This is a genomic window from Microbacterium sp. ACRRU, assembly GCF_022346945.1.
GTDB lineage: Bacteria > Actinomycetota > Actinomycetes > Actinomycetales > Microbacteriaceae > Microbacterium > Microbacterium mcarthurae.
Window position 1 is genome coordinate 1 of the sequence record NZ_JAKRNI010000060.1, and the last position, 5890, is coordinate 5890.

Here is a 5890-nt window from a genome sequence, read left to right on the forward strand (position 1 = left end):
CCGGAACGCCCCCCGGCACGCCCCGGTTCCGCAGAGAACATCTCCGCCCCGTGGCATCCATCCGACACCACGGGGCGGGAGGGGCGTCAGAGGGTCCGCGCGAACGGGTCGAAGCCCTCGTCGAGCAGCGGTACCGGCGCCACGGTGCTGCCGATCTTGACGGTCTGTCCGGTGGTCGACGATTCCTCAGCCGACAGCATGACGTCGAGCACGTGGAAGCCAAGCTCTCCCGTAGCGATGTGCGGCCGCCCGGCGGCGATCGCGCGGGCCATGTCGAGCACGCCGAGGCCGCGGCCGACGACCTCGCCTTCGTTCGGGATCTCGATCCACTCCTGCTCGGGCTTCATGCCGTCGCGGAAGACGCCGAGCGGCTTCACGTAGGCGATGCGTCCTTCGAAGCGGTTCGGGTCGGGGAGCACCATCGTGCCCTCGGATCCGTGGATCTCGATGACCCCGTGACGCTCGAGCGCGGAGTCGAAGCTCAGCAGGTGGGTGCCGTGCTGTCCGGCCGCGAACGACGTGAGCACCTGCACCGTCGAGGGCACCTCGACGGGGAAGGTCTCGCCCGCGCGGGGGCCGGTGTGGATGGTCCGCTCGAGACGGGGGCGCGAGCCGCGTGCCGTCACGCCCGCGATGGGCCCGAGCAGGCTCACGAGCGCCGAGAAGTAGTACGGCCCCATGTCGAGCAGGGGCCCGGCTCCTCGAGCGAAGAGGAAGGCGGGGTCCGGATGCCACAGGTCGGGGCCCTGCGTCTGGAACGACGACTGCACGAACAACGGTTCGCCGATGACCCCGGTCTGCACGGCGCGCTTGGCCGTCTGGAAACCGGGACCCAGCAGGGTGTCGGGGGCCGACCCGATGCGGACGCCCGCGGCATCCGCCTGCGCGAGGAGCGACCGCGTCGCGTCGCGGTCGAGGCCGATCGGTTTCTCGGTCCACACGTGCTTGCCTGCCGCGATCGCGGCGGAGGACACCTCGACGTGCGCCTGCGGGATCGTCAGATTCACGACCAGGTCGACGTCGGGGTTCGCCAGCACGTCGTCGGGCGTGCCGGCGGCGCCGACGCCGTGCTCGTCCGCTTTTGCGCGGGCGCGGTCCGGGAGAAGGTCGCCGACGGCGACCACGCGGACATCCGGGAACGACGTCAGGTTCTCGAGGTACGTCTGGCTGATGACGCCGGCGCCGATGATGCCGACTCCGAGGGGCCCGGTCATGCGACGAAACCGCCCTCGCGCAGGAACGCCAGGCTCGCGGCGATGTCGGCGAACACTTCGCCCGGTGCGCGGTCGTACTCGATGACGGCGTACCGGATGCCGCTGCCCGCGCGCAGCGCCTCGGCGAGCGGCACTTCGCCGGTGCCGGCGTGCCGCTGGTCGAGAGTGGCCGACGACATCTCGCCCGCGCCGGGAGCCCAGGGGTTGGATGCCGGAGCCACGCCGTCCTTGACGTGCACCGCGGTCAGCCGGTCGCCGAGTGCCGCGACGAGCGCCGGGACGTCCTGTCCGCCGGTGAGCGCCCAGAACAGGTCGAGTTCGAGCTGGACGCGGTCGTCGGTGAGCGCGACGAAGCGCTCGTACGCGCTCTGTCCGTCGAAGTCGGCGAGGAACTCCTGCGCGTGGTTGTGGTAGCCGACCGACAGGCCGAACGTCGCCGCCATGTCGGCCGCGCGATTGAGGCGCTCGGCGATGTCGGCGACGCCCTCCTCGGTGAGCCACCGCTCGGGCGCGACGAACGGGTCGATCACGGTCTGGATGCCGATGGTCGCGGCCGCTTCGAACACCACCTCGGGCGCGGGGGTCGGAATCGACCCGTCGGGCGTCCACAGCTCGTCGCTGAGGAGTGGAGCGTGTCCGGTGGGGGAGGTCAGGCCGCTGGCGTCCAGGGCCGCCCGGATCTCGTCGGGGCGGTCGACGAACGCGAACGCCTCGACGTTGCGCAGACCGAGGGCGGCGAGCTTGTCGAGCGATCCGGACATGTCGGACGAGAACTCGGATGCCAGCGTGTACAGCTGCACCGAGGCTTCAGGGAGCGGGGAAGAGGTGCTCATGGGGTCCTTCGGAACGTCGTCGTCTGCGGCGGCCGCGTGGCCGCGCCCCCACTCTAACCTCCACCTGGAGGTTACGCTAGCCCGGGGGATGCGAGAGGGTGGGGCCATGAGTGAAGACACGACGATCGGTCGCCCGGGGCAGCGACGGCGCGGCGTCGAGCGGCGCCGCGAGATCCTCGACCGGGCGATCGAGGTCTTCCGCCAGCGCGGCGCCGACGGCACCTCGCTGCGCCGCATCGCCGAGAGCATCGGGATCTCGCACGCGGCACTGCTGCACTACTTCGACTCCCGCGAACAGCTGCTGGTCGCCGTGTACGACCACGCTGCCGCGAAGCGCGCCGAAGAGGAAGCCGCTCATCCCGTCGAACCCGGCACCGAGGAGATGATCGCGGCCGCCATCGCGAACGTCGAGGTGCCCGGCTTCGTGCAGCTGTACTCGACGCTCGTCGCCGCCGCGCTCGAGGTCGATAGCGGGGTCGGCAAGGAGTACTTCACCTCGCGATTCGAGCGGCTCCGTGCGGAACTGGGCGAGACGTTCCGCAGCCAGCAGGCGGAGGGGCGTATCCGCGACGACGTGTCGGCCGATCACCTCGCGGCGCTGCTCATTGCGGCATCCGACGGTCTGCAGATCCAGTGGCTGCTCGACGAGTCCGTGGGGCTCAGCGACACCCTCCGAACGTTCGGCCGGCTGCTGCAGGCTCCTCGCGCAAGCTGAATCGTCTCGGGCTGTGGTAGGGGGCGTTCGATGTCCCACTTCGTGCAGGTTTAGGGGGTTGAGGCTGCACGAAGTGGGACATGCCGTCGGGGATGGGGGACTGGCGTGGGTGGCTGGCATCCGGTGTCCCACTTTGTGCGGGTTCGGGGGGCTGAGGCTGCACCAAGGGGGACATGACCCCCGCCGGAGGAGGTGCGGACGCCTCGCGTCAAGGCCTCGTGGCTCTCAGGCTTCTCTGCATCACGAACGGGTAACGTTCCGGGGTCGCGCGGTCCGCGAACCGCCGGCGTGAGCGATGCGGGAGGCGATGACCATCAGTGCGACGATGACGCGTGCCGGCGCTCAGCATGTGGCATCCGGCCGCCCGCCCGCGGCTCGGCACCTGCCGTCGCTCACGGGACTGCGCTGGCTGACGGCGCTGCTCATCTTCGGGCACCACATCATGGCCGTGGAGTACTTCGGCGGCCGCGCCGGTGACCTGTGGGGCTTCGTGTTCGAGGCCGGGAAGACCGGCGTGACGCTGTTCTTCATCCTCTCGGGATTCGTGCTGGCCTGGGGGTACAAGCCGGCGCAGACCGCGCGGTCGTTCTGGCTGCACCGCGCGGCCCGCATCTACCCGCTGCACGTGGTCGGCGTGATCCTCGCCCTGATGGCGGCGGCCACGCTCGTACCGGCGATCCGCACAGATGGCATCGCGCCCCTCGGCGCGAACCTGCTGCTGATCAACGGATGGAACCCCGACTGGTGGCAGGCCGGCAACCCCGCGAGCTGGTCGCTGGTGTGCGAGGCGTTCTTCTATCTGACGTTCCCGTTCGTGATCCGGCTCGTCGCCGGACGCTCCGCCCGCGCGCTCTGGACCGTCTCGGCGGGTGCGCTCGCGCTCGTCGCCCTGGCCCCCGCGATCGCCGCGGTCTCGCCGGTGCCGATGTCGGCGGCATCCACTCCTCTTCTTCGTCTGCCCGAGTTCATGCTCGGCGTCGTGCTCGCGCTGCTCCTGGCGCGTACCCCGTGGCGTCCTGCTCCGCTGCGCTTCGCGGTGCCGCTTGCCGTGCTCGGTTACGCGCTGTCGGAGGCGCCCGCCCTTCCGGGCACCGAGATCCGCCCCGGCCTCGCGGTGACTGTCGGCGGCTTCGCGCTGCTGGTCGCGTCGCTCGCGGCGGCGGATGTGCACGGAGGGTCGACCCTTCTCGCGGGTCCGCGGTGGCAGGAGCTCGGGCGCTTGTCGTTCGCGTTCTACCTCGTGCACCTGCTCGTCATCGCGTCGGTGTCGTCGGCGTGGCCCGATGGACACCCCGAGTTGCACTGGCCCCGCGCGCTCGCGCTCGCCGCCGTCGCCTTCGTGATCTCGCTCGCTCTGGCGTGGCTGCTGCATCGCGGTGTCGAAACACGGATGCAACGGGTGCTGCTGCGGTTCGATCCCGACCGCCGCGCCGATTCGGTGTCCACAACACGCGGATGACCCGTCCTCGCGTCCGCGTGTCCTGGACGCCGAGGCGCCGCGGGCCGGGCTCTCAGCCGCGTCTCGGTACACTCTCCCGTGCCCGAAACACTCCCGAGACCCGATCGAGAGGCCGGCCGCGTGGCATCCATCGATCCCGCCGAGCTCGAGGTCGCCCTGCGCGTGCTCGACGCCGCCTCCTCGCTCGACAAGAGCGACCCCGCCTACCTCGCGCTGCAGCGCCACACCGGGAAGCTGTACCGCGACGTCAAGCGACAGTCCCGGCGCGACAAGCGCCAGCGCATCGCCGCGGCGGACCGCGCCGTCGTCGCCGCCACAGCGACCGGCGCCCCCGATCGCATCGACGACGAGACGCGCGGCATCCCGCTCGCGACCCGCGTCGAGACGCCGTACGCCGGTGAGCTGATCAAAGCCCGCAACTGCTACATCTGCAAAGAGCTGTATACGCTCGTCGACGCGTTCTACCACCAGCTGTGCCCGTCCTGCGCGGCGATGAGCCACGCCAAGCGCGACGCGCGCACCGACCTCACCGGCAAGCGCGCGCTGCTCACCGGGGGCCGGGCCAAGATCGGCATGTATATCGCGCTGCGGCTGCTGCGCGACGGTGCGCACACCACGATCACGACCCGTTTCCCGCGCGACGCGGTGCGACGGTTCGCCTCGCTGCCCGACAGCGGCGACTGGCTGCACCGGCTGAAGATCGTCGGCATCGACCTGCGCGACCCCGCCCAGGTCATCGGGCTCGCCGAGTCGGTGGCATCCGAGGGTCCGCTCGACATCCTCATCAACAACGCCGCCCAGACCGTGCGGCGCTCGCCGGGGGCGTACAAACCCCTGGTGGATGCCGAGCTCGCACCGCTCCCGGACGGACCGCTGCCCGAGCTGGTCACCTTCGGCCACACCAACGACGCGCATCCCCTCGCGCTGGCGCAGTCGGTGACGGCGCACCCGATCCTGGCATCCGCCGCTCGCACCGCCGAGGAGCTCACCGCCGAGGCCATGGCCGCGGGGTCGTCGTCGCTCGAGCGTCTGGCCGCCGGCACCGCGATCGACGCGGGCGGTCTCGTGCCCGACGAGGACCGCATCAACAGCTGGACGCAGCACGTCGACCAAGTGGAGCCGCTCGAGATGCTCGAGGTGCAGCTGGCGAACATGACGGCGCCGTTCCTGCTCGTCAGTCGGCTGCGCGCCGCGATGGCCGCCTCGCCCGCGCGGCGCAAGTACGTCGTCAACGTCTCGGCGATGGAGGGCGTCTTCGGCCGCGGGTACAAAGGTCCCGGGCACCCGCACACCAACATGGCCAAGGCCGCGCTGAACATGCTGACGCGCACGAGCGCTCGGGAGATGTTCGAGTCCGACGGCATCCTCATGACCGCCGTCGACACCGGCTGGATCACCGACGAACGCCCGCACTTCACGAAGGTGCGCCTGGCGGAGGAGGGCTTCCACGCCCCGCTTGACCTCGTCGACGGAGCGGCCCGTGTCTACGACCCGATCGTGCGCGGCGAGGCCGGCGAAGACCTTTTCGGCATCTTCCTGAAGGACTACCGCAAGAGCTCGTGGTGACGTCCGCGGCGATATTCGGTGCGGACGGGTCGCCTGAGACGCGGGGATGCTAGCGGGCGTCGGCATGGGGCGCGGGTGGGGCGCGTCCGCCCCGGGGGTTGGG

Annotated in this window: 5 protein-coding genes; 3 read left to right on the forward strand and 2 right to left on the reverse strand. The window is 70.8% G+C overall.

What is annotated here, in order from left to right:
- Positions 1–86: 86 nt before the first annotated feature.
- Positions 87–1214, reverse strand: coding sequence for a Gfo/Idh/MocA family protein (locus tag MHY30_RS14870; RefSeq protein ID WP_239279173.1), 1128 nt, complete (start codon positions 1212–1214; stop codon positions 87–89).
- On the reverse strand, positions 1211–2047 hold the full coding sequence (locus tag MHY30_RS14875) for a sugar phosphate isomerase/epimerase (protein WP_239279175.1): 837 nt from the start codon (positions 2045–2047) through the stop codon (positions 1211–1213). The genes MHY30_RS14870 and MHY30_RS14875 overlap by 4 nt, the downstream gene beginning before the upstream one ends.
- Positions 2048–2153: 106 nt before the next feature.
- Between MHY30_RS14875 and MHY30_RS14880 the strand changes: the two genes are divergently transcribed.
- The 3 genes from MHY30_RS14880 to MHY30_RS14890 all read left to right on the forward strand — a co-directional run bounded on the left by MHY30_RS14880 (position 2154) and on the right by MHY30_RS14890 (position 5787).
- A complete protein-coding gene (locus MHY30_RS14880) occupies positions 2154–2762 on the forward strand; it encodes a TetR/AcrR family transcriptional regulator (protein WP_239279177.1) in 609 nt (202 codons plus the stop codon).
- A gap of 307 nt (positions 2763–3069) precedes the next feature.
- Positions 3070–4221, forward strand: a complete 1152-nt coding sequence (locus MHY30_RS14885; RefSeq protein WP_239279179.1) for an acyltransferase — start codon at positions 3070–3072, stop codon at positions 4219–4221.
- Positions 4222–4299: 78 nt separating this feature from the next.
- Entirely contained in the window at positions 4300–5787 is a 1488-nt protein-coding gene (locus MHY30_RS14890; protein ID WP_374204621.1) for an SDR family NAD(P)-dependent oxidoreductase, read from the forward strand.
- Positions 5788–5890: the final 103 nt, after the last annotated feature.

Excerpts from the sequence above, each read along its gene's own strand:
- MHY30_RS14880 (WP_239279177.1), top strand. The coding sequence starts at position 2,154 with ATGAGTGAAGACACGACGATCGGTCGCCCGGGGCAGCGACGGCGCGGC.
- MHY30_RS14885 (WP_239279179.1), top strand. The coding sequence starts at position 3,070 with ATGACCATCAGTGCGACGATGACGCGTGCCGGCGCTCAGCATGTGGCA.
- MHY30_RS14870 (WP_239279173.1), bottom strand. The coding sequence starts at position 1,214 with ATGACCGGGCCCCTCGGAGTCGGCATCATCGGCGCCGGCGTCATCAGC.
- MHY30_RS14875 (WP_239279175.1), bottom strand. The coding sequence starts at position 2,047 with ATGAGCACCTCTTCCCCGCTCCCTGAAGCCTCGGTGCAGCTGTACACG.